Below are 21,089 nucleotides of genomic sequence, written 5' to 3'. Positions count from 1 at the left end.
ACCGGGCGCCGGTTTTGTTTTTGCTCTTTTGCTTCGCGCACCTGCGCGGAGCAGGCCTGCCGGCATGGCAGCCAGGGGCTACTGCTCGACGATCTCGAAAGAGTGGGTGAGTTCGGCCGTCTTGGCAAGCATGATCGACGCGGAGCAGTACTTGTCGTGGGAAAGATTGATCGCGCGTTCGACCGTGGCCGGGTTCAGGTTCTTGCCCGTCACCGTGAAGTGGAAGTGGATCTTCGTGAACACCTTGGGGTCCACGCTCGCCCGCTCGGCCTTCAGCGTGACCGAGCAGCCGGCGATCTCCTGCCGGCTCTTCTTCAGGATCATGACCACGTCGTATGCCGTGCAGCCGCCCGTGCCGAGCAGCACCATTTCCATCGGCCGCGGCGCGAGGTTGCGGCCGCCCCCTTCCGGAGCGCCATCCATCATGGCCAGATGGCCGCTGCCGGTTTCGGCGGCGAACGCCATGCCGTCAGGCCCCATCCAGCTCACCTTGCATTCCATATCGTGGCTCCCGTCGAGTGTGTAATCGGTGAATCAATGAGTCGGTCAATCGAAGGCGCATTGTAGCCGTGCGCCGCCCGCTCCGCCGAGCCGGCGCGGCATGCCCTTCATTTCGCATTATGAGTTCCGTTTTCGCAATGCAAATTTTCTTGCATGCTGGGCGATGCGTCTGTACAATGCAACACATTGATTGCTGACGTCCGGCAATCTCCGCATGTCTCCTCCACCCTCCTCCTTAGGTGGATTAAGCCCGAACCGAGCGTTCGGGCTTTTTTTTGACTAGGCGGTTCGAATTCCTTTATAATTCAGGGCTCTTCCGCAACCACGCCCGCGGAAGAAGAACAGGGAGAGCCTGCACCGCGCCTCGAAGCGCACCATCCAAGCAGGAACAACATCAAGGGCTGGCCTATTTTTTTGGATCGATCATGAAGACTTTTTCCGCAAAAGCCGAAGAGGTGAAGCGCGAATGGTACGTGATTGACGCGACGGATAAGGTTCTCGGCCGTGTCGCCAGCGAAGTGGCACGCCGTCTTCGCGGCAAACACAAGCCTGAGTTCACTCCGCACGTCGACACTGGCGATTTCATCGTCGTCATCAACGCCGGCAAGCTGAAGGTCACGGGCAACAAGACCACGGACAAGAAGTACTACCGTCACTCGGGCTACCCGGGCGGTATCTACGAGACGACGTTCGGCAAGATGCAAGAGCGTTTCCCGGGCCGCGCGCTCGAGAAGGCCGTCAAGGGCATGCTCCCGAAGGGCCCGCTCGGCTACGCGATGATCAAGAAGCTGAAGGTCTACGCTGAAGCCACGCATCCGCACACGGCGCAGCAGCCGAAAGTGCTCGAGATCTAAGGGGATCGTACATGATCGGTAACTGGAACTATGGTACGGGCCGCCGCAAAAGCGCCGTCGCTCGTGTCTTCATCAAGGCTGGCAAGGGCGACATCGTCGTCAACGGCAAGCCCATCGCGGATTACTTCTCGCGCGAAACATCGCTGATGATCGTTCGTCAGCCGCTCGAGCTCACGAACCACGCCGCGACGTTCGACATCAAGGTCAACGTCGCGGGCGGCGGTGAAACGGGCCAGGCAGGCGCCGTTCGCCACGGTATCACCCGTGCGCTGATGGACTACGACGCAACGCTGAAGCCGGCACTGTCGAGCGCCGGCTTCGTGACGCGTGACGCTCGTGAAGTGGAGCGCAAGAAGGTCGGCTTCCACAAGGCACGCCGCCGCAAGCAGTTCTCGAAGCGTTAATCCCGCTTTGCACGCCGCGCCGGTGTTTCCGGCGTGGCTGCACGAAAAAGCCGCCGATGCGAACCGCATGGGCGGCTTTTTTGTCGTGTGGGCGCAACTGTCGGGCGCAACGTTCGGCTACCCATGGGCAGAGGGCTCTGCCCCGATTTTGCAAGCACCCATTGATTTCGAGGGCTTCCAGCACGATCTTCGGAAGCACCCTACAATGGCGGGTAGCAGCTTTTTTGGAGAGTTCGAATGAACGCCGTGACCGAAAATCCCGTGACCGAAATGCCGGCCCCCTTCGTCTTCACGGACGCGGCGGCCGAGAAAGTGAAGCAATTGATCGACGAAGAGGGCAACCCTGAGCTCAAACTGCGCGTGTTCGTGCAGGGCGGCGGGTGCTCGGGCTTCCAGTACGGCTTCACGTTCGACGAGACGGTGAACGAAGACGACACCATCATGAACAAGGCGGGCGTGCAGTTGCTCATTGATTCGATGAGCTATCAGTACCTCGTTGGCGCAGAGATCGACTATAAGGACGACCTCAACGGCGCGCAGTTCGTCATCAAGAATCCGAACGCAAACAGCACCTGCGGCTGCGGATCGTCGTTTTCCGTCTGAACGAGCCCGATCGCAGGCCGGCACCCGGCGAGTGCGGGCCGCCGGCCGAGCGATTGTGATCGATTGCGCCAAGCGGGGCCTATGGCCCCGTTTCTCATTGATGCCGGGAAATTGTGCGACTGACGCGGCTCACCGCTCACCGCGGGTAGATCGCGCCCAGCACGCGCTCGCCCGCTGCGCCCGTCACGGCCGGCAGATTGCCGCTTTCGCGCTCGACGCAACGCATGGCCAGCCACGCGAACGCCAGCGCTTCCACGTGATTGGGCGGTACCCCCAGCGCGTCCGTCGTCTCCACGCGCGCACCGCTCACCCCCGTTTTCTCCAGCGCGTCGGCCAATGCGGCCAGCAGGTGCGGGTTGCGCGCGCCGCCGCCGCACACATAGACCGCGCGGCAACCGCCCGCATGCCGTTCGATTTCCCGGGCGATCGTGACGGCGGTCAGCGCGGTGAGCGTCGCTTGAACGTCTGCCGGGCTCAATTGCTCGAAGCCGCGTAGCTTCGTATCGAGCCAATCGGCGTTGAACAGATCCCGCCCCGTGCTTTTCGGCGGCTGCAGCTCGAAAAACGGCTCGTCGAGCAGAACGTTCAAGAGCGCCTGGTGCACGTTACCGCTTGCGGCGAAACGCCCGCCTTCATCGAAAGGCGTGCCGAGCTTGCGCTTCGCCCATTCGTCGAGCAGGACGTTCGCCGGACCGCAATCGAAGCCGCGTACGGCCTGCGTGCCGCCCGCGGGCAGGATCGTGATGTTGCTGATGCCGCCCAGATTGCAGACGACGCGCGTTTCGTTCTCGCTGCCGAATATCTGCGCATGGAATGCCGGTGCGAGCGGTGCGCCCTGACCGCCGGCCGCCACATCGCGGCTGCGGAAGTCGGCTACGACGTCGATATGCGTCATTTCCGCGAGCAGCGACGGGTTGTTGGTTTGGCGCGTGAAGCCGAGATCGACGCGGTGGCGAATGGTTTGGCCGTGCACGCCGACCGCCCGGACGTCCGACGGCGCGATGCCGGCGGAGCGCAGCAGCTCATGGCAGCACACGGCGTAGCGCGCGGCGAGCGCCGATGCCGCCAGCGCTTCGCGTTCGATCTCGTTTTCGCCCGGCTGTTGCAGCGCGAACAGCGCCTCGCGCAGACCGTCGGCAAAGCCGACGAACGCATCCGCCAGCACGACGGGCGCCTTGGCCGGCGAAAACCGCGCGGCGATGCCGTCGACACCGTCCATGCTCGTGCCCGACATCAGGCCGAAGTAGATCGCATCACCGTCGCCGGGTGCGGCGGTTGGGGTTCGTGGCACGGAGGGCTCCTCGTCGTCTTGGGCGGCCTTGGCGTGATGAAAGTGCTCGAGCTTCGCCTTCGAGCATCGTCGTGGCAGTGGCTATAGATTATCCCCGCTGCGGGGCTTGCACGTCAGCGGAACTGACAGGGCGGGGCGCGGCGAGAATATGGGAGAATTGAGACTTTTGCAACGTTTCCGCCCGACAGATTCCCAGATGAGCAACGCGTCCACTGCCCAACCCACCTCGACGTTCCCGGTCACGGACGAGGTCCGCCATGCGCTCGCCGTCGCCAAGCGCGGTGCCGATGAACTGCTGATCGAAGAGGAGTTTGCGCAGAAGCTCGCACGCAGCGGCGCCACCGGCAAGCCGCTGCGGATCAAGCTCGGGCTCGACCCGACGGCGCCCGACATCCATATCGGCCACACCGTCGTGCTGAACAAGATGCGTCAGTTGCAGGATCTCGGCCATACGGTGATCTTTCTGATCGGCGACTTTACGTCGCTGATCGGCGATCCTTCCGGCCGCAACGCAACGCGCCCGCCGCTCACGCGCGAGCAGATCGAATCGAATGCGAAGACTTACTTCGACCAGGCTGCGCTCGTGCTCGATCGCGAGAAGACCGAGATCCGCTTCAACAGCGAATGGTCGATGCCGCTCGGTGCCGACGGCATGATCAAGCTCGCCTCGCGCTACACGGTCGCGCGCATCCTCGAGCGCGAAGACTTCACGAAGCGTTTTCAGGGCGGCGTGGCGATCTCGATTCACGAGTTTCTCTACCCGCTCATGCAGGGTTACGATTCCGTGGCGCTCAATGCCGATCTCGAACTGGGCGGCACCGACCAGAAATTCAACCTGCTGGTGGGGCGCGAACTCCAGAAGCAGTACGGGCAGGAGCAGCAGTGCATCCTCACGATGCCGCTGCTCGAAGGGCTCGACGGCGTCGAGAAGATGTCGAAATCGAAAGGCAACTACGTCGGCATCACAGAAAAGCCGTCGGATATGTTCGGCAAGCTGATGAGCATTTCCGACACGCTGATGTGGCGCTATTACGAACTGCTGTCGTTCCGCAGCCTCGACGACATCGCCCGCTTCAAGCGCGAGATCGAGGAAGGGCGCAACCCGCGTGACTTCAAGGTGCTGCTCGCACAGGAAATCGTCGCCCGCTTTCATTCGCAGGCCGATGCCGAGCGCGCACTGGAGGATTTCAACCACCGCGCGAAGGGCGGCGTGCCGGACGACATTCCGACCGTCTCGCTCGCGGGCGCGCCGCTCGGCATCGGCCAGTTGCTCAAGCAGGCCGGGCTCGTGCCGTCGACGAGCGAAGCGCTGCGCAACATCGAGCAGGGCGGTGTCAAGATCGACGGCACGACGGTGTCCGACAAGGCGCTGAAAATCGAAGCGGGCGAATATGTCGTGCAGGTCGGCAAGCGCCGGTTCGCGCGCGTCTCGCTGTCGGCATGATGTTGCGGCCATGATCGCGTTGATTCAGCGGGTCGCGCGCGCCGACGTGCGCGTCGGTGGCCGTATCACCGGCGAGATCGGAGCCGGGCTGCTCGCACTCGTTTGCGCAGAGCGCGGCGACACCGAAGCGAGCGCCGACAGGCTGCTCGCCAAGGTGCTCGGCTACCGCGTGTTCAGCGACGCAGCCGGCAAGATGAATCTGCCCGTGACGAATATCGATGGGGCCGGGCGCATGGGGGGGCTGTTGCTGGTTTCGCAGTTCACGCTTGCTGCCGATACCGACAGCGGCTTGCGCCCGAGCTTCACACCCGCGGCGCCGCCCGACGAAGGCAGGCGTCTTTTCGACTACTTCGTCGCCGCAGCGCGCACGCGCCACCCAGACGTCGAGACGGGAGAGTTCGGCGCCGACATGCAGGTCTCGCTCGTCAACGACGGCCCTGTCACGTTCTGGCTGCGCACGCGCGCCGCGTGAGCCATCGCATGACAACTCGCATTCTTTTTATCCGCCACGGCGAAACCGAATGGAACCGCGTCAAGCGGATTCAGGGCCATATCGATATTCCCCTCGCGCAATCGGGCGTGGCGCAAGCCGACCGGCTCGCGGCGCGACTCGAGCGTGAGGCCCGTGACGGCTCAGGGCTCGATGCCATCTATGCGAGCGATCTGACCCGCGCGCGGCAAACCGCGCAGCCGAGCGCGAGCGTGCTCGGCCTGCCGTTGCAACTCGTGCCGGGGTTGCGCGAACGCCACTATGGTGCGTTTCAAGGACTCGAGCGCCACGAAATCGCGGCGCGGTTTCCTGAAGCCTATGCAGTCTGGCAGACGCGAGATGCCGGGTTCGTGCCCGAAGGCGGAGAATCGTCGCGTGCGTTCTACGATCGAGTGCTGAGTGCGGTCGCCGACGTCGTCGTCGCCCACCCGCAAGGCCGTATCGCCTGTGTCACACACGGCGGCGTGCTCGATTGCATCTATCGCCGGGCGCGCGGACTATCGCTCGACGTGCCGCGCAGCTACCCGCTGCTCAACGCGAGCATCAATACGGTCGAATTCGATCGCGAAGGGCGGGTGGACATCGTCTCCTGGGGCGACGTCGATCATCTCGGCGAAGCAGCCGACGACGACGGTCTTCAGCCACGGCGGGCCGCCGCCGGGCGCTGAGCAAGGGGCCTCCCCGCGGCGTTCAGCTTTGCGTGCCGGCCACGCGGCGCCGTGCCCGTTTCGACACCCCATTGACGAGCGCCCAGCGCAGCACCGGCGCCAACGCGCGAACGCCTGGGCGTGCGCATCGTCCGCCGAGGCGCGCGAGTGCCGTGAAGCCGATCTTGCGCTGCGCCCATGGCGGCAGCAAATCAATGCCGGCGTGCATCAGCATGGCGCCGGCTGGACGCACGAGGGGCGACGGCGGGGCGGCATGCCGCAGAATCCGCACGACCTCCTGAACTCGCGGCCCGGCGTCGAGTTCCGGCTGCATCTCGCTCAGATAGGCTGCGATCTCGCGGCGCGAAGCCGGCACGTCGGGCGCGCCCAGCAGTGCGGCAATGCGCGCCATTTCGGAGAAATAGCGATCCTGCTCCGCATTGCTCAGTGCCGGGTTCACATAGCGCAGGTGTGCGGCCAGAAAGCTCGACACTTCGGCAACGTGTACCCAGGTAAGCAACGCGGGATCGCTGGCGCGGTAGGGCCGGCCGTCGGGAGCCACGCCCGTGACGCTCTCGTGAATGCGCTTGACGCGCTCGATCAGCACCAGCGCATCGTGCCGGTTGCCGAACGTCGTGCCCGAGATAAACGTTGCGGTGCGGCGCAGGCGGCCGAGAATATCGTTACGGAAGGTGGAGTGATCCCACACGCCCGCGAGCGCGAGCGGATGCAGCGCCTGCAGCATCAGCGCGCTGACACCCCCTACCATCATCGACGTGAAATCGGCGTGCACGCGCCAGCAGACGGCATCGGGGCCGAAGAGACCCGGATCGCCCGGCGGAGACGAGTAGTCGAGCGACGGACCGCCGCCGCCCGTGGTCAAATGCGTGACGGCGCCCGCCAACTGCGTTCTGAGGGCGCCGGCAAGCCGCTGCCCGAGCCGGACGGGCTCGCTGGGCTGGTCGCGTGCCTGGTCGGACATCGTGCTTTCCTCACTGCGTGACGCCTGAGCGGGCCTCTGCGCGGGGCGGGGCGCGCTCAGGGCGCATCCGTGTCCCAGAGGCCGCGCACGGGGCTCGCGGCATCGGGCGCAGCCAGCCCGAAGTGCCGATAGGCGGCGAGTGTGGCTACGCGCCCGCGCGGCGTGCGCTGCAGATAGCCCTGCTGAATCAGGTAGGGCTCCAGAACGTCTTCGATCGTATCCCGTTCTTCGCCGATGGCGGCCGCCAGATTGTCGACGCCGACGGGGCCGCCGTCGAACTTGTGCAGGATCGCTTCCAGCAGCTTGCGGTCCATGAGGTCGAAGCCGACGGGGTCGACATCGAGCATCTTCAGCGCAGAGTCGGCCACGCGTGCCGTGATGTTGCCATCGGCCTTGACCTCGGCGAAATCGCGCACGCGGCGCAGGAGCCGGTTGGCGATTCGGGGCGTACCGCGCGAGCGCTTGGCGATTTCGAGCGCGCCGTCGGCATGGATTTGCGCGCCGAGCAGCGACGCCGAGCGCGTGACGATCCGCGCGAGTTCGTCGGCGCCATAGAATTCGAGGCGTGCGACGATGCCGAAGCGGTCGCGCAGCGGGTTCGTGAGCATGCCGGCACGCGTGGTGGCGCCGACGAGCGTAAACGGCTGAAGGTCGAGCTTGACGCTGCGTGCGGCGGGCCCTTCGCCGATCATGATGTCGATCTGATAGTCCTCGAGCGCCGGATAGAGGATTTCCTCGACGACGGGCGACAGCCGGTGAATCTCGTCGATGAAAAGGACGTCGTTCGCTTCGAGGTTCGTCAGCAGGGCGGCCAGATCGCCGGCCCGCTCGAGGACGGGCCCCGACGTTTGCCGCAGGTTCACGCCCATCTCGCGTGCAATGATGTGCGCGAGCGTCGTCTTGCCGAGCCCGGGCGGCCCGAACAGCAGGACGTGGTCGAGCGCCTCCGAGCGGCGCTTGGCGGCCTCGATGAAGATTTCGAGCTGGTTGCGGACTTTTTGCTGTCCGACGTATTCGTCGAGCTGACGCGGACGCAGCGCGCGTTCGAACGCCTCCTCGTGCGAGGAGGCGGGCGTGGCGGAAATGATGCGCTCGGCGGCGAGCTTGTCGGTCTCGATCATGCGCGCCATTGTACCGCGCGCGCCGGCTGCTCAAGCGTCGGACGCGGCGCGGCCTCAGCTGCCTCAGCCCTTCGAGAGCGCCTTCAGGGCAAGCTTGATGCCTTCGGACACCCCCGTGCCGGCCGGCACGTTCTTGATGGCCGCGAGCGCTTCCTTTTCCGAGTAGCCGAGGGCCAGCAGCGCGTTGAGAATGTCCGAGGCGTGGTCGGACGGAGAGGCCGCCGCGGCAACGGCGCCGATATCGGCGCCGAGCTTGCCTTTGAGCTCGAGCAAGAGCCGTTCGGCCGTTTTCTTGCCGATGCCGGGCACGCGCGTGAGGCGTGCTGCGTCCTGCAGCGTGACGGCTTGCGAGAGGTCCTGCACGCTCATGCCCGACAGCACGGCCAGCGCCATGCGCGCGCCGATGCCGCTGATCTTCAGCAGCTCTCGAAACGTCGTACGTTCCTCCGTCGTGCCGAAGCCATAGAGCAGATGCGCATCTTCGCGCACGATCAACTGGGTCAGCAGGATGACCTTCTCGCCGGTGGCGGGCAGGTTGTAGAACGTGCTCATCGGCACGTCGATCTCATAGCCGACGCCGTGGCAGTCGACGAGCAGGTGAGGCGGATTCTTTTCCAGCAGCGTGCCGGCAATGCGACCGATCATGACGGATACGAGGGGGGGAGCGAAAGCGCGAGTGTAGCGCACTGCCGCGCGTGCGCTGCACCGCCCGGTCCGGCGTGACGCGACAAGCCTTAGCCGACGAGCCGCCCGCGGCGCACGCGCAGCCCCTTCTTCGCGAGCGACGGCGCCATGCCGCCCAGTGCGCCGATCGCGCTGCCGCCGTGCGCGTGGCAGATGGCCATGCCGAGCGCATCGGCCGCGTCGGTGCCGGGCAGGCCCGGCAGGTTCAGCAGCCGGCCGACCATCTGCTGCATTTGCTCCTTGGTCGCCCGGCCGTAGCCGACCACGGCCTGCTTGAGCTGCAGTGCGGTGTACTCGGCAACGGGCACGCCCCCCGCGACGAGGCCGCAGATGGCGGCGCCGCGGGCCTGACCGAGCAGCAGCGTCGATTGCGGATTGACGTTGACGAAGACCTTTTCGATGGCCGACTGATCGGGCGCGTACTCGCGGATCAGCGTGGAAATGCCCGCGAAGATCGTGCCGAGCCGGGAAGGCAGATCGGCATCGGCCGTGCGGATGACGCCGCTCGTCACATAGGTGAGGCGCTGGCCGGATTGTTCGATGACGCCAAAGCCCGTGACGCGCAAGCCGGGGTCGATGCCGAGGATTTTCATGAAGGCGGCGGAAACGAGGTGCTAGCGATACTACAACGAACGGGCATCGCGCTGAAAGCCGCCTGCACCGCGCGTCGAAAATCTCAAAAATGCCCGCGCGCGTCGACGGGCCAGATGCCGACGAGCGTATCGCCGTCGACTATGTGATAGACCTGATGGAGATTGACAGTCGGGTCGCAATGTGGCGCGACGAATTCGATATGCGCTCCGAGCGTGGGCCGATGCGGGGCGTCCACCACGAGCTTGCCGTGCTCGTCGCCAAAAAAGGCGTACTGCGAGGGGCCGTCGATTCCGCGTGCTGCGAGCGGGATGCCGCTGTCGGTGGCGAAGCTCTTGATGCCGGCATCCACCGTCACCCAGTCGGGCGCATTCACGCTCACGACCGTGCTCTGCACGAAGAGCGACGTTTCGAAGCGGGTATCCGAAGCGGCGCTGAGCACCTGCGCATACTCGGCGTCCATGAAGACGTACGAGCCGACCTGCATTTCAGTGAAGACCTCGTCGGACGAATCGATGTCGTGCGTGCCGGTGCCCACGCCGGTCACGATTTCGAGTTCGATCCCCGCCGCCTGCAAGGTCTCGACGATCTTCACGATTCTGGCGCGCAGCGCGGCCGCCGCTGCTTCGCGTTGCGCGCGTTCCCCGATATGCTGCAGGTTTCCGCCGTACGCCTGGAGGCCGCGCAGCGCGAGCGGAGCAGCTTCGCCGATCCGTTTTGCCAGCGCCAGCGCGGCGTGCTCGTCGGTCACGCCGGTGCGTCCGTAGCCGGCGTGGTAATCGATCAGCACGCCGAGCGGGAAGGCGAGGCTCGCGGCCGCACTCGCGAGCTCGGCGACGTTGTCGGGATGATCGACGACCGCCATCACCGCTCGCGGCCCGGCCTTGCGAGCCAGCTCGACGAGCCGGTGCACCTTGTGCTCGCCGACGACGGGCGACGTGACGAGTACGCCGCGGATGCCGGCATCGACCATGACCTGCGCTTCGCCAAGCGTCGCACACGACACGCCGTGTGCGCCGGCATCGATTTGGAGCCGTGCGATGCGCGCGGATTTGTGGCTTTTCACGTGCGGGCGCAGCGCAATGCCTCGTGCTTGGGCGAGCGCCGCCATGCGCGAGATGTTGCGCTTCAGGGCGGGCAGATCGACGACGAGGGCCGGCGTATCGAGCCGGGCGCGGCCACCGGGGGCGCCGATGAGCGGGGCGTTTGCGTACATGGAAAGCGACGGGTCGTGTGAGGTTCGAGGCAAATGCGAGGCGCGGGAGAGCAGTCTACAACGAGGCGGAGCCGATCAGTCTGTCGAAGAGCGCGCGCGGCATTTTCTGATGAACGCGCAAATCGATCAGTTTTTCGCGCAGACGGTAGGCGGCAAGCGCGCCCTCGTCGAATTTTTCCGCCAGCATGGCCAGCGTTTCGAGCACGCGCGTGTCGGGCGACGGCATGCGTGCGCGCATGAACTGCGCGATCTCTTCGACGGTCCAGTTCATGGCGAACAGAAACGCTACCTCGTGCTCGTGATCGGTGAGGGCAACGTTCGCGGCGACTGCGTCGCTATCGGTGCATTCGATGCTGCAGCCGAGACCGAACTCGAACGTGTAGGTGGGCAGCGTCGTGAAGAAGCGCGAAAGGTCGACGCGGCGGGCGCTGTATATCGTGCCGAGGATGGCGCGCGAGGCGCGGTGCTCCAGCGTGAATTTATCGAACACGAGCGCCTTGAGGCCGTCGCTGTACTCGTGCACGTTGAGCACGGACGTCATGCGGTTCGGATCGCGGCGCGAGAGCAGTGCGCCGTCCTCGCGTACGTAGCACTCGGCGAATCGTGCCGTGCCCTCGCACGGCATGTCGCGATCGAAGCGCCCCGCCACCTCGCCGCCTTTGGTCAGGCCGACGATCTTCGCGTAGGCGTCGGTCGCGACGATGTGCCTCGAATGGATGTCCTTCGCGCCGAAGCAGGTGGCCGAGCGCTTGGATGCGCCTTCTATCGCGCGCCGGAACCGCTCGACGTATTGCTGTTGCTTTTCGGTGAACTGCTCGGGTGAAACGAGGCTGTAGCTCATGGCTGTCCTCCGTGCGGGAAATCGCCTTCGAGCGGTGGAGCGTGCCATCGCCCTGCGCGCGCTCTGGCTGTCCGATAGTAAAAATCGGACGAAATGGAGCGACGCAAAAGCGCGGAGAAGGAGGGAGGGGAAGCGGGGAAAGAGAGGCGGGGAAAGGGAAGCGCGGAAGAGCCTGCGGCGCGCGTGCGCCCGCGGATGCGGGCGCAGCGCTGAGACGATCAATGCCGGAAGTGGCGCACACCCGTCATGACCATGGCGATATTGTGCTCGTCGGCGGCGGCGATCACTTCATCGTCGCGCATCGAGCCGCCGGGCTGGATCACGCAGGTGGCACCGGCACCCACTACCACGTCGAGGCCGTCGCGGAACGGGAAGAATGCATCGGAGGCCACGGCGGAACCGCTCAGGCTCAAGCCCGCATTTTGCGCCTTGATGCTCGCGATGCGAGCGGAATCGACCCGGCTCATCTGGCCCGCGCCGACGCCGAGCGTCATGCCCTTGCCACAGAACACGATCGCATTCGACTTGACGTACTTCGCGACGCGCCAGGCGAAGAGCAGATCGTCCATTTCCTGCGGCGTCGGATGGCGCTTCGTGACGACGCGCAACTCCCGCGGCAAGACGTTTCTCGCATCGGGCGACTGCACGAGCAGCCCGCCGCCGACGCGCTTGAAGTCGAACGCGTTCTGGCCGTTGCCCAGCGCGATTTCGAGCAGCCGCACGTTTTGCTTCGCAGCGAACACGGCTTTTGCGCCATCGGTGAACGACGGGGCGATCAGAACTTCGACGAACTGCTTGGACACGGCCGTGGCCGCGGCTTCGTCCACTTCGCGGTTGAACGCGATGATGCCGCCGAATGCCGAGGTCGGATCGGTCTGGAACGCTTTCGAGTAGGCCTCGAGCGGTTCCGCTCCGACGGCCACGCCGCAAGGGTTCGCATGCTTGATGATGACGCAGGCCGCTGCGTCGAATGTCTTCACGCATTCCCAGGCCGCATCGGCATCGGCGATGTTGTTGTACGAAAGCTCCTTGCCCTGCAACTGGCGGTAAGCGGCGAGCGCGCCGGCCGGCGCCGCGAGATCGCGGTAGAACGCGGCGCTCTGGTGCGGGTTTTCGCCGTAGCGGAGGTCCTGCACCTTCTCGAACGCGAGGTTCAGCGTGGCCGGGTACGTGTTGCGCGAGTTGTGCTGAAGCGCTTCGGTCAGGCTCGTCAGGTAGTTCGTGATCGCGCCGTCGTACTGCGCCGTATGCGCGAATACCTTCGTCGCGAGGCGGAAGTTCGTCTTGTAGCCGACCGTGTTCCCGTTCGCGCGCATTTCGTCGAGCACCGCCGCGTAGTCGGCCGGATCGACGACGACCGTCACGTCGCGGTGATTCTTGGCAGCCGAGCGCAGCATTGTCGGGCCGCCGATGTCGATGTTCTCGATCGCTTCCTCAAGCGTGCATTCATCCTTCGACACGGTGGCGACGAACGGGTAGAGGTTCACGACGAGCAGGTCGATCGTCGGAATGCCGTGCGCCTCGAGCGCGGCCATGTGCTCGGGCAGATCGCGCCGCGCGAGAATACCGCCGTGCACCTTCGGATGCAGCGTCTTCACGCGGCCATCGAGCATCTCGGGAAAGCCCGTGTAATCGGCGACCTCGGTGACCGGCAGGCCCGCGTTGGCGAGCAGCCTGGCCGTGCCGCCCGTCGACAGGATCTTGACGCCGAGCGCCGAGAGCGATTGGGCGAATTCGACAATGCCGGATTTGTCGGAGACGGAGATGAGCGCTTGCTTGATCATGATAGGAACGGAGACCGAAAAGAGACGAGGGCGGCGCGACTACAGCAGACCGTGCTGTTGCAGCTTCTTGCGCAACGTATTGCGGTTGATGCCGAGATATTCGGCGGCAAGCGACTGATTGCCGCCCGCCTGCTCGAGCACCACCTCGAGCATCGGTTTTTCCACGCACGACATCACCATTTCATAGACGTCGTGCGCTTTGGCGCCGTCGAGGTCCTGGAAATACATCTCCAGGCTGTCGCGGACGCATTGTTCGATGTTGTGCTTGCTCATGCTGCTAAGGGTTCGTTTCGGGAAGGCTCGCCGTTCTCGGGTGCGTCGTCCTCCACGTAGACGAGGCGATCGGACAGAGCCTGTTGCGCGTCGAAAAACTCGTTGACGGCACGCAGCTGTTCGCGTGTGGTATCGAGCGTATTCATCCTGTGCCGGAACGCGTTGGCGCCAGGAAGGCCGCGAGTGTACCAGCCGATGTGCTTGCGCGCAGTACGTACGCCCGTGAATTCTCCGTAAAACGCGTAATGATCCTCGAGGTGTTCGTTCATCAGCTCGCGGATCTCGGCGATGCGCGGCGGCGGCAGCAATTCGCCCGTCTGGAGGAAATGCCCGATCTCGCGAAAGAGCCAGGGACGCCCTTGTGCGGCACGGCCGATCATCAGCGCGTCGGCTCGTGTCGCCGCCAGCACCGCCCGCGCTTTCGCCGGCGAGTCGATATCGCCGTTGGCGACGACCGGAATGCGCGAGGCCGCCTTCACGGCCGCAATCGTGTCGTACTCCGCTTCACCGTGATAGAGATCCGCTCGCGTGCGGCCGTGGACCGTCAGCATCGAAATACCGGCGTCTTCGGCGATGCGTGCGATCCGCAGCGCGTTCTTGTGCTCGCGGTCCCAGCCGGTACGGATCTTCAGCGTGACCGGCACGGCGCCCGCGCCCGTGCCGACCGCCGCCACAACGGCTTCGACGATGCGCGCGACGAGCGGCTCGTTTTGCAGCAGCGCCGAACCCGCGGCGACGTTGCAGACCTTCTTGGCCGGGCAGCCCATGTTGATGTCGATGACCTGCGCGCCATTCGCCACGTTGTAGCGGGCGGCTTCGGCCATCATCTCCGGCTCGGCGCCGGCGATCTGCACGGCGATCGGCTCCACTTCGCCTGCATGGTTGGCGCGCCGCATCGTTTTTTCGCTTTTCCAGAGCTGGGCGTTCGATGCAACCATCTCGGACACGGCATAGCCCGCGCCGAGCCGCTTGCAGAGCTGGCGGAACGGCCGGTCTGTCACACCGGCCATCGGGGCGACGAACAGGTTGTTGCGCAGGGTGTGCGGGCCGATGGTGGGCATGACGAAACGGTTGACCGCGCTCGGGCCGGATGCTCGGGCGCGGCGAACGCGACAAGGGAAACAGGCATTTTACCGTTAACGGGCGGGGCTTCGGCGAGTGCGGCGATCCCGAACGGGCGCCGCCTGCGTTTCGCTACTGCCGCTGGCCGAACATCATCTGCCGCGCGAGCGCCTTCTTGACGGGCGGCACAAACTCGAGCGCGGTCAGCGCCAGGCCGCGCAGTGCCGAAAACGGGCCGAGGTCGGCCGTGAAAACCCGGGCGAGCGTGTCGGTGGCGCCGATCGTGAGGCGCCGGTCGAGCGCGCGCGTGCGGCCGAACTCGGCCAGCGCCTCGGGTGTCGAGCCCCGCCGGGCGAGCGCATCGGCCAGCGCGTGTGCATCGCGCAAGCCAAGATTGAGCCCCTGGCCCGCGACAGGATGCAGTGTTTGCGCCGCGTTGCCGATCGCGGCGATGCGTCCGTCGACGAGCGTTTTCGCGGCCGCGAGGCCGAGCGGAAAGGCCGCGCGCGCACGAATCGAGTTGAAACGCCCCATCCGCGCGCCGAAGGCGGCTCCGAGCTCGGCGAGGAAGTCGCCGTCCGCGAGCTGCATGCGCCGCTGCGCCTCGTCCGGCCGCATGCACCAGACGAGCGCATAGTCCGCATGGCGCACGCCGCCTGTCGGCAGCAGAGCGATGGGCCCTTCCTGCGTGAAACGCTCCCATGCCGTGTTGGGCTGCGGCGCCGAAACAGATACGGTGCCGACGATCGCGGTCTGCCCGTAGTCGCGCGTCTCGCGGCGTGCGTGGCCGCGTTCGCCGGCCTGCGGATGCTCGATTGCGCGCGTGTCGCCGTAAAGGCCGCCTTCGGCGTTGACGAGAATGCGGGTGCGGAGCGTGCGCCGCACGGGGCCCTGCTCGATCGGCAGCGCGACGATCGCATCGCCCGGCAGCGATTGCGGCGCCAGCGCCTTGCTCGACGTGAGCCAGTGCACGGGCGTGCGTCGTACGGCTGCCGCAAGCGCATGTACGATCGAGCCATAGCGCGCGACGTAGCCGAGCGCGCTGAGCGCGTGCTCGTCGCGTTCGATCAGCGTGCGGCCGAAGCGGCCGCGCTCCGACACATGAATGCGCTCGATCGGGTGTGCGTCGGCCGGCCAGGCGCCGAGCGGCTCGAGCAACATCCGGCTGCCTTCCGATACGGCGATCGCGCGAGGGTCGCCGGCGGCATCCTCGGGTTCGCGCGCATCGACGAGCGCAACCGAGAAATCCGCGCTTGCGCTGCGCCGCGCGAGCCAGGCGGCAAGCGCAAGGCCGACCGGGCCCGCGCCGACGATCGTGACGTCGAAATCGGCGGGCGCCACCGCTGAATCAGACGAATGAATTGCGTTCATCGTCGCCGCTCATGACGCTGTGTGCCGCGCCTCGCGCATCAGCGCTTCGATGTCGTCCGCCGCTACCGGGACGTCGCGCGTGATGAGCTCGCAGCCGTTATCCGTGACGATCGCATCGTCCTCGATGCGAATGCCGATGTTCCAGTAGCGCTCGGGCACGTCTTCTGCCGCCCGTACGTAGAGCCCTGGCTCGATCGTGAGCACCATCGATGGGCGAAGCGTGCGCCACGGCGGCGGGAGCGCCGCGTCGTGCTGCCCGCCGCGCTCGCGATAGTCGCCGCAATCGTGCACGTCCATGCCGAGCCAGTGCCCCGTGCGATGCATGTAGAAACGCGCGTAGGCGCGCTCGGCGATGACGTCGTCCACCGAGGAAAAGCGCGTATGCGGGATGATGCCTGTGTCGAGCAGACCCTGCGCGAGCACGCGCACGGCTGCATCGTGCGGCGTTTCGAAGCCGGCGCCCGCGCGGGTGGCATCGATCGCGGCCTGCTGCGCGGCCAGCACGATCTCGTACAGTTCACGCTGGGCCGCGGAGAAACGTCCGTTCGCAGGGAAGGTGCGCGTAATGTCCGCCGCGTAGCCGTCTAGTTCGCAGGCAGCGTCGATCAGCACGAGTTCGCCGTCGCGCACGAGGGCGTTGCCGGCCGGGTAGTGCAGCACGCAGGCGTTGGCGCCCGCTGCGACGATCGAACCGTACGCGGGCGCCTGCGCGCCCCGGCGGCGAAACGTGTAAAGCAGCTCCGCTTCGATCTCGTACTCGCGCATGCCGGCGCGGCAGGCGGCCATGGCACGGCGATGCGCTTCGGCCGAGATCCGCGCCGCGCGCCGCATGATGCCGAGCTCGTGCTCGTCCTTGAACAGGCGCATGTCGTCGAGCGCCGGCGCGATGTCGACGAGTGCCGTGGGGGCGGTCAGGCCGCTGCGGCCTTGCGCCCGCACGGCCTCGATCCAGCGGCGCACCTGGGCATCGAGCTCGCGCGAGCGGCCGAAGGCGTAATGGACGGCGGGCGCGTCGGCGAGCAGGCGGGGCAACTGGGTGTCGAGCTCCTCGATGGCGAACGCCGCGTCGAAGCCGAAGGCCTCGCGCGCCGCCTCGGGGCCGTAGTGGAAGCCTTCCCAGGTCTCCCGTTCGGCGTTTCTCGGGCGGCAAAAGAGGATCGACGCGGGCTCGCCCGGCGGGGCATCTGCATCGAGCACGATCATCGCCTGAGGTTCGGTGAACCCGCTCAGGTAGTAGAAGTAGCTGTCGTGCCGGTATGGGTAGTCGCTGTCGCGGTTGCGCGCCACCTCGGGAGCGGTCGGCACGACGGCGATGCCGCCGCCCGCCGCGCGCAGGGCCGCAAGCACGCGTTCGCGCCGCTCGCGGTAGACGGCCGTGGCGATAGGGGTTTCGATCGGCTGATTCATCGTGAGATTGTAGCGCTCAAAGGGCGCGGTACGCCGGGCGGCCGCGCCATGCGGCACGAGCCGCCTGCCGGGCTGTTGCATTCCTCCGACAGCCGCCGGGGGGTGTCATCGGGCCGATAGCATGGGAGGCCTGTCCGCCATTATGATCGTCGGCAACGTATACTCTTCGTCGCACTTCAGAGAAAAGCAGATGATCAAGCTAATCGGTTCGCTCGCCAGCCCCTTCGTGCGTAAAGCACGCATCGTGCTGGCCGAAAAGAAGATCGACTACCAACTGGTGCTCGAGGACGTCTGGTCGCCCGAAACGACCATCCATACCTTCAACCCCATCGGCAAGGTGCCGTGCCTCGTCATGGAAGACGGAGAGGCTGTGTTCGATTCGCGCGTCATCTGCGAGTACGTCGATACGCTGTCGCCGGTCGGGCGGCTCATTCCGCAGTCCGGCCGCGAGCGGGTGGAGGTTCGATGCTGGGAAGCGCTCGCCGACGGCGTGCTCGATGCCGCGGTGTTGATCCGGCTCGAAACCACGCAGCGCGGGCAGGAGGAGCGCAGCGAGCGCTGGGTCGCGCGCCAGCAGCGCAAGATCGACGAAGGGCTCGATGCGATGTCGCAGGGGCTGGCCGGCAAGCCCTGGTGCTCGAACAATCATATGTCGCTCGCCGATGTTGCCGTCGGCTGCGCGCTCGGTTATCTCGACTTCCGCATGCCGGACCTGAACTGGCGCGAGAAGCACGTCAATCTGGATAAGCACTTCGCCAAGCTGTCGCAACGCCAGTCGTTCCTCGATACCATCCCCGCCTGAGCGCCGAGGGGCCACGGGCGGGGCGCCGACGTTCAGTGAGGAGTACGCATGCCCGAGCCCACCGGCGCGCCGCATAGCGGCCGTCCCGTCGCGGCGCCGGCTTCCGGCCTGCGCGCGATTGCGCCGCGCGGACGCTTGCGCCGGGCGGTCGCCGCCTGGGCGGCCGTTGCCGTTTCGGCCGGTGTGCTCTTGCTCGCATGGGAGCTGGCGGTCCGCCGCGGGTTCGCCGATCCGTTCTTCGTTTCGCGGCCGTCGGCCATCGCGTGGCAAATCGTCGACTGGTGCAATGGCGCCACCTCGCGCGGGCCGCTCATTCGCCATATCGGTGCGACGCTGCGCGACGCCGCCCTTGGCCTCGTTGCCGGCTCGCTTGTCGGTTGGCTCGGCGCGGTCGCGCTGGCACGTGATACGTGGGCTGGCGACGCTGTCTGGCTCGTCGTGCGCCTGCTTTGGCCGGGGGCGTGGATTGCGCTGGTGGCCGCCGTCGCGCTGGCGGGCGGCGGCTCGATGCTGGCGGCGGTTGCCTGTGCCGCGCTGCTGGTCTTTCTTGAATCGTGCCGCGGAACACGCGCACGCCGCGGGATACGCGCACGCCGCGGAACACGCGCACGCGGCGGCGACGAAGCAATCGCACTCACCGATCCCTCGCTGCGCATCCCGCTGCTCGCTCGGTTCGAGGCGCGTTGCGGGCTGGCTCTCGCGGGCGCCGTGCTTGGAGAGTGCGTCGCCGCGCGTGACGGCATTGGCTTTCTGCTTGTCCACTCGCTTCGCCAGTTCAACGCGAGCGGTGTTTATGCCGCATTCTTTCTGCTTATCGGGCTGACGCTTGTCTTCCGGTTACTGGCGGCCCTGCTGTCGGCTTTCGTGCGCGGGCGGCCATCGCCGCGGCAATGGCGCGACTAGCGCGGCGCGACGGCCATGCGGTTCGGCCGCCGTCGAGTGCCGGGAGCCGACGCGGCGCCGCGCCTGCTCGAGCGGCTCAACCCGCCTGGACGAGCGCGGACTCGTGGGCCTGCGCGATCTGGCGATTGGCCGCCACCTCCTCGATGATGCCGCCGCCGAGGCAGATCTCTCCGTCGTAGAGCACGGCCGACTGCCCGGGCGTGACCGCCCATTGAGCCGTGTCGAAGTGCAGCGAGAAGCGCTCGGGATCGTCCCGCGGACCGACGACGCACGGTGCGTCGGCCTGCCGGTAGCGCGTCTTCGCGCCGAGGCGGGTGCCCGGTTGCGGCGCCGCGCCGGAGACCCAGCTCGTGTTGCCGGCCACGAGCGTTTCCGACAGCAGCCACGGATGGTCGTGGCCCTGCACGACGTAGAGCGTGTTTGCCGCCATGTCCTTGCCGGCCACGAACCAGGGCTCGCCGCTGCCGGCCTTGCTGCCGCCGATGCCGATCCCCTTGCGCTGGCCGAACGTGTAGAACGCCAGCCCGATGTGCTCGCCAACGATCTTCCCGTCGGGCGTCTTCATCGGGCCCGGCTTCGTCGGCAGATAACGGCTGAGGAACTCGCGAAACGGCCGTTCGCCGATGAAGCAGATGCCGGTGGAGTCTTTTTTCTTCGCGTTCGGCAACCCGATCTGCTCGGCGATTGCACGGACCCGCGTCTTCGGCATCTCCCCGAGCGGAAAGAGCGTGCGCGACAGTTGGGCTTGATTGAGCCGATGCAGGAAATACGATTGGTCTTTCGTCAGATCATTGGCCTTGAGCAGCTCGAAGCGGCCGTCCACCTCGCGCACGCGCGCGTAGTGGCCGGTTGCGATGGTCTCGGCGCCCAGCGACATCGCGTGGTCGAGAAACGCCTTGAACTTGATCTCGGCGTTGCAAAGCACGTCCGGGTTGGGGGTGCGGCCGGCCGAGTATTCGCGCAGGAACTCCGCGAATACCCGGTCCTTGTACTCGGATGCGAAGTTGACTGCCTCCACGTCGATGCCGATGAGGTCGGCCACCGAGACGACGTCGATCCAGTCCTGCCGCGTCGAGCAGTACTCGCTGTCGTCATCGTCCTCCCAGTTCTTCATGAAGAGGCCGACGACTTCGTAACCCGCTTCCTTCAGGAGCCATGCGGTGACCGACGAATCGACGCCGCCCGACATCCCTACTACGACTCTTTGCTTGCTCATCGAATCAATTGCTGCCTGGTTGATGCCGGGGTTATTTCGTGCCCGGCGGCGCGACCGAGTGCGTGTGCACGAAGTCGAGCGGAAAACGGCGCCCCGCGAGGTAATCCTCGAGCGAGCGCAGCACGAGCGGCGTGCGGTGCCGCGCGCGGCACGCGCGCAACTCGTCGGCCGTGAGCCACAGCGCGCGCACGATGCCCGCGTCGAGCCTGCTCGAGGCGGCCTCGTGGCCGCGCGTGGCCGTCGTGCCGCAAAACGTGAAGCGCAAATAGGTGGCGCCGCCGTCCGGCCGGTCGATGTGGGTCATGTAGACGCCGACCAGTGCTGCTGGCGCGAACGCGTGCGCGGTTTCCTCGCGCGTTTCCCGCACCACGGCATCGACGAGCGTCTCGCCGGCCTCGAGATGGCCCGCCGGCTGATTGATACGCAAGCCGTCGATGGTGTTTTCCTCGACGACGAGAAAGCGCCCCGCGCGCTCCACGACGGCGGCGACCGTGACATGCGGTGTCCAGCGCGACTGTGCCATAGCCCGGCATTTTACCGCCTGCCGGCCGCGGCTGCCCGTGGTGGATCCGCACCGATTTTCGTCGCACCGGGCAAGTTCG

At 66.2% G+C, this 21,089-nt stretch carries 23 protein-coding genes; 8 read left to right on the top strand and 15 right to left on the bottom strand.

The genetic code is table 11. The features are described 5' to 3' along the window. Nucleotides 1-78: 78 nt before the first annotated feature. On the bottom strand, nt 79-501 hold the full coding sequence (locus U0034_RS06435) for an OsmC family protein (protein WP_085223286.1): 423 nt from the start codon (nt 499-501) through the stop codon (nt 79-81). Between the two features lie 425 nt (nt 502-926). Between U0034_RS06435 and rplM the strand changes: the two genes are divergently transcribed. From rplM to erpA, 3 genes are all read left to right on the top strand, one after another. Continuing rightward, complete coding sequence (gene rplM / locus U0034_RS06430) at nt 927-1,355, top strand: 50S ribosomal protein L13 (RefSeq protein WP_085223288.1); 429 nt, start codon at nt 927-929, stop codon at nt 1,353-1,355. Nucleotides 1,356-1,366: 11 nt separating this feature from the next. Then, nucleotides 1,367-1,759, top strand: coding sequence for a 30S ribosomal protein S9 (gene rpsI / locus U0034_RS06425; RefSeq protein ID WP_085223290.1), 393 nt, complete (start codon nt 1,367-1,369; stop codon nt 1,757-1,759). 237 nt (nt 1,760-1,996) lie between these two features. Continuing rightward, entirely contained in the window at nt 1,997-2,362 is a 366-nt protein-coding gene (erpA, locus tag U0034_RS06420) for an iron-sulfur cluster insertion protein ErpA (RefSeq protein WP_085223294.1), read from the top strand. Nucleotides 2,363-2,498: 136 nt separating this feature from the next. On the opposite strand, the gene U0034_RS06415 is transcribed toward erpA, so the two are convergent. Beyond that, on the bottom strand, nt 2,499-3,596 hold the full coding sequence (locus tag U0034_RS06415; RefSeq protein ID WP_085223296.1) for an anhydro-N-acetylmuramic acid kinase: 1,098 nt from the start codon (nt 3,594-3,596) through the stop codon (nt 2,499-2,501). Nucleotides 3,597-3,849: 253 nt separating this feature from the next. On the opposite strand from U0034_RS06415, the gene tyrS reads away from it, so the two are divergent. The 3 genes from tyrS to U0034_RS06400 are packed head-to-tail and all read left to right on the top strand — an operon-like array spanning nt 3,850 to nt 6,255. Next, the gene (tyrS, locus tag U0034_RS06410; RefSeq protein WP_085223298.1) at nt 3,850-5,097 is read left to right on the top strand and encodes a tyrosine--tRNA ligase; all 1,248 of its coding nucleotides are present in this window, start codon (nt 3,850-3,852) and stop codon (nt 5,095-5,097) included. A 10-nt stretch (nt 5,098-5,107) separates the two neighbouring features. Continuing rightward, complete coding sequence (gene dtd, locus U0034_RS06405) at nt 5,108-5,569, top strand: D-aminoacyl-tRNA deacylase (protein WP_085223300.1); 462 nt, start codon at nt 5,108-5,110, stop codon at nt 5,567-5,569. A gap of 8 nt (nt 5,570-5,577) precedes the next feature. Then, on the top strand, nt 5,578-6,255 hold the full coding sequence (locus U0034_RS06400; RefSeq protein WP_085223302.1) for a histidine phosphatase family protein: 678 nt from the start codon (nt 5,578-5,580) through the stop codon (nt 6,253-6,255). Nucleotides 6,256-6,277: 22 nt separating this feature from the next. Here the strand turns inward: U0034_RS06400 and U0034_RS06395 are convergent, their stop codons facing one another. From U0034_RS06395 to U0034_RS06345, 11 genes are all read right to left on the bottom strand, one after another. Then, entirely contained in the window at nt 6,278-7,216 is a 939-nt protein-coding gene (locus tag U0034_RS06395; protein ID WP_085223304.1) for an oxygenase MpaB family protein, read from the bottom strand. A gap of 56 nt (nt 7,217-7,272) precedes the next feature. Continuing rightward, a complete protein-coding gene (gene ruvB / locus U0034_RS06390; RefSeq protein WP_085224361.1) occupies nt 7,273-8,337 on the bottom strand; it encodes a Holliday junction branch migration DNA helicase RuvB in 1,065 nt (354 codons plus the stop codon). A gap of 63 nt (nt 8,338-8,400) precedes the next feature. Beyond that, entirely contained in the window at nt 8,401-8,982 is a 582-nt protein-coding gene (gene ruvA / locus U0034_RS06385; RefSeq protein ID WP_085223306.1) for a Holliday junction branch migration protein RuvA, read from the bottom strand. 89 nt (nt 8,983-9,071) lie between these two features. Continuing rightward, a complete protein-coding gene (gene ruvC, locus U0034_RS06380) occupies nt 9,072-9,614 on the bottom strand; it encodes a crossover junction endodeoxyribonuclease RuvC (RefSeq protein ID WP_085223308.1) in 543 nt (180 codons plus the stop codon). Between the two features lie 83 nt (nt 9,615-9,697). Then, nucleotides 9,698-10,828: a DSD1 family PLP-dependent enzyme gene (locus U0034_RS06375; protein ID WP_085223310.1), complete on the bottom strand. Its 1,131-nt coding sequence runs from the start codon at nt 10,826-10,828 to the stop codon at nt 9,698-9,700. A gap of 55 nt (nt 10,829-10,883) precedes the next feature. After that, nucleotides 10,884-11,669, bottom strand: a complete 786-nt coding sequence (locus U0034_RS06370; RefSeq protein WP_085223312.1) for a hypothetical protein — start codon at nt 11,667-11,669, stop codon at nt 10,884-10,886. A 218-nt stretch (nt 11,670-11,887) separates the two neighbouring features. After that, on the bottom strand, nt 11,888-13,453 hold the full coding sequence (gene purH / locus U0034_RS06365) for a bifunctional phosphoribosylaminoimidazolecarboxamide formyltransferase/IMP cyclohydrolase (protein WP_085223314.1): 1,566 nt from the start codon (nt 13,451-13,453) through the stop codon (nt 11,888-11,890). A 39-nt stretch (nt 13,454-13,492) separates the two neighbouring features. Next, the gene (locus tag U0034_RS06360) at nt 13,493-13,726 is read right to left on the bottom strand and encodes a Fis family transcriptional regulator (RefSeq protein WP_085223316.1); all 234 of its coding nucleotides are present in this window, start codon (nt 13,724-13,726) and stop codon (nt 13,493-13,495) included. Next, a complete protein-coding gene (gene dusB, locus U0034_RS06355; protein ID WP_085223318.1) occupies nt 13,723-14,787 on the bottom strand; it encodes a tRNA dihydrouridine synthase DusB in 1,065 nt (354 codons plus the stop codon). Before dusB ends, U0034_RS06360 begins: the two co-directional genes overlap by 4 nt. Before the next feature lie 133 nt (nt 14,788-14,920). After that, nucleotides 14,921-16,159, bottom strand: coding sequence for a UbiH/UbiF/VisC/COQ6 family ubiquinone biosynthesis hydroxylase (locus U0034_RS06350; protein ID WP_085223320.1), 1,239 nt, complete (start codon nt 16,157-16,159; stop codon nt 14,921-14,923). 9 nt (nt 16,160-16,168) lie between these two features. Continuing rightward, the gene (locus U0034_RS06345) at nt 16,169-17,647 is read right to left on the bottom strand and encodes an aminopeptidase P N-terminal domain-containing protein (protein WP_386091972.1); all 1,479 of its coding nucleotides are present in this window, start codon (nt 17,645-17,647) and stop codon (nt 16,169-16,171) included. 109 nt (nt 17,648-17,756) lie between these two features. Here U0034_RS06345 and U0034_RS06340 point away from each other — a divergent pair, with 109 nt between their 5' ends. Both U0034_RS06340 and U0034_RS06335 read left to right on the top strand, forming a co-directional pair. After that, the gene (locus U0034_RS06340; protein WP_085224364.1) at nt 17,757-18,368 is read left to right on the top strand and encodes a glutathione S-transferase N-terminal domain-containing protein; all 612 of its coding nucleotides are present in this window, start codon (nt 17,757-17,759) and stop codon (nt 18,366-18,368) included. Nucleotides 18,369-18,416: 48 nt separating this feature from the next. Beyond that, nucleotides 18,417-19,271 (top strand): hypothetical protein, encoded by an 855-nt coding sequence (locus U0034_RS06335; RefSeq protein ID WP_085223322.1) that lies wholly within the window; start codon nt 18,417-18,419, stop codon nt 19,269-19,271. Nucleotides 19,272-19,347: 76 nt separating this feature from the next. Here the strand turns inward: U0034_RS06335 and mnmA are convergent, their stop codons facing one another. Then, nucleotides 19,348-20,487, bottom strand: a complete 1,140-nt coding sequence (mnmA, locus tag U0034_RS06330; protein WP_085223324.1) for a tRNA 2-thiouridine(34) synthase MnmA — start codon at nt 20,485-20,487, stop codon at nt 19,348-19,350. A gap of 31 nt (nt 20,488-20,518) precedes the next feature. Continuing rightward, a complete protein-coding gene (locus tag U0034_RS06325; RefSeq protein WP_085223326.1) occupies nt 20,519-21,010 on the bottom strand; it encodes an NUDIX hydrolase in 492 nt (163 codons plus the stop codon). Nucleotides 21,011-21,089: the final 79 nt, after the last annotated feature.

It is taken from the genome of Trinickia caryophylli (assembly GCF_034424545.1).
GTDB lineage: Bacteria > Pseudomonadota > Gammaproteobacteria > Burkholderiales > Burkholderiaceae > Trinickia > Trinickia caryophylli.
Note: the sequence above shows the minus strand (reverse complement) of the source record. Positions and strands in the feature narration are given on the sequence as shown.